At 48.4% G+C, this 1,962-nt stretch carries 1 protein-coding gene; it reads right to left on the bottom strand.

Translation table 11 applies throughout. The annotated features are described in order from the left end of the window. Positions 1-271: 271 nt before the first annotated feature. Positions 272-1,132, bottom strand: a complete 861-nt coding sequence (locus tag LB557_RS31460) for a class A beta-lactamase TEM-181 (RefSeq protein ID WP_000027060.1) — start codon at positions 1,130-1,132, stop codon at positions 272-274. Between the last annotated feature and the right edge of the window lie 830 nt (positions 1,133-1,962).

Below are 1,962 nucleotides of genomic sequence, written 5' to 3'. Positions count from 1 at the left end.
GGTGGAAAGGGGGAGGGGATGTTGTCTACATGGCTCTGCTGTAGTGAGTGGGTTGCGCTCCGGCAGCGGTCCTGATCCCCCGCAGAAAAAAAGGATCTCAAGAAGATCCTTTGATCTTTTCTACGGGGTCTGACGCTCAGTGGAACGAAAACTCACGTTAAGGGATTTTGGTCATGAGATTATCAAAAAGGATCTTCACCTAGATCCTTTTAAATTAAAAATGAAGTTTTAAATCAATCTAAAGTATATATGAGTAAACTTGGTCTGACAGTTACCAATGCTTAATCAGTGAGGCACCTATCTCAGCGATCTGTCTATTTCGTTCATCCATAGTTGCCTGACTCCCCGTCGTGTAGATAACTACGATACGGGAGGGCTTACCATCTGGCCCCAGTGCTGCAATGATACCGCGAGACCCACGCTCACCGGCTCCAGATTTATCAGCAATAAACCAGCCAGCCGGAAGGGCCGAGCGCAGAAGTGGTCCTGCAACTTTATCCGCCTCCATCCAGTCTATTAATTGTTGCCGGGAAGCTAGAGTAAGTAGTTCGCCAGTTAATAGTTTGCGCAACGTTGTTGCCATTGCTACAGGCATCGTGGTGTCACGCTCGTCGTTTGGTATGGCTTCATTCAGCTCCGGTTCCCAACGATCAAGGCGAGTTACATGATCCCCCATGTTGTGCAAAAAAGCGGTTAGCTCCTTCGGTCCTCCGATCGTTGTCAGAAGTAAGTTGGCCGCAGTGTTATCACTCATGGTTATGGCAGCACTGCATAATTCTCTTACTGTCATGCCATCCGTAAGATGCTTTTCTGTGACTGGTGAGTACTCAACCAAGTCATTCTGAGAATAGTGTATGCGGCGACCGAGTTGCTCTTGCCCGGCGTCAACACGGGATAATACCGCGCCACATAGCAGAACTTTAAAAGTGCTCATCATTGGAAAACGTTCTTCGGGGCGAAAACTCTCAAGGATCTTACCGCTGTTGAGATCCAGTTCGATGTAACCCACTCGTGCACCCAACTGATCTTCAGCATCTTTTACTTTCACCAGCGTTTCTGGGTGAGCAAAAACAGGAAGGCAAAATGCCGCAAAAAAGGGAATAAGGGCGACACGGAAATGTTGAATACTCATACTCTTCCTTTTTCAATATTATTGAAGCATTTATCAGGGTTATTGTCTCATGAGCGGATACATATTTGAATGTATTTAGAAAAATAAACAAATAGGGGTTCCGCGCACATTTCCCCGAAAAGTGCCACCTGGGTCGATCGACGGATCTTTTCCGCTGCATAACCCTGCTTCGGGGTCATTATAGCGATTTTTTCGGTATATCCATCCTTTTTCGCACGATATACAGGATTTTGCCAAAGGGTTCGTGTAGACTTTCCTTGGTGTATCCAACGGCGTCAGCCGGGCAGGATAGGTGAAGTAGGCCCACCCGCGAGCGGGTGTTCCTTCTTCACTGTCCCTTATTCGCACCTGGCGGTGCTCAACGGGAATCCTGCTCTGCGAGGCTGGCCGATAAGCTCTAAGAAACCATTATTATCATGACATTAACCTATAAAAATAGGCGTATCACGAGGCCCTTTCGTCTTCAAGAATTAATTCCAATACGCAAACCGCCTCTCCCCGCGCGTTGGCCGATTCATTAATGCAGCTGGCACGACAGGTTTCCCGACTGGAAAGCGGGCAGTGAGCGCAACGCAATTAATGTGAGTTAGCTCACTCATTAGGCACCCCAGGCTTTACACTTTATGCTTCCGGCTCGTATGTTGTGTGGAATTGTGAGCGGATAACAATTTCACACAGGAAACAGCTATGACCATGATTACGCCAAGCTGGGCGCGTTAGCCCGCCTAATGAGCGGGCTTTTTTTTGGCGCGAAGCTTCACGCTGCCGCAAGCACTCAGGGCGCAAGGGCTGCTAAAGGAAGCGGAACACGTAGAAAGCCAGTCCGCAGA

The organism is Mesorhizobium sp. BR115XR7A, from assembly GCF_020165315.1.
GTDB classification, from domain to species: Bacteria; Pseudomonadota; Alphaproteobacteria; order Rhizobiales; family Rhizobiaceae; genus Mesorhizobium; species Mesorhizobium australicum.
This window is presented reverse-complemented; position numbering and strand designations above follow the sequence as displayed.

Coding starts and splice junctions, on each gene's coding strand:
- LB557_RS31460 (WP_000027060.1), bottom strand. CDS start 1,132: ATGAGTATTCAACATTTCCGTGTCGCCCTTATTCCCTTTTTTGCGGCA.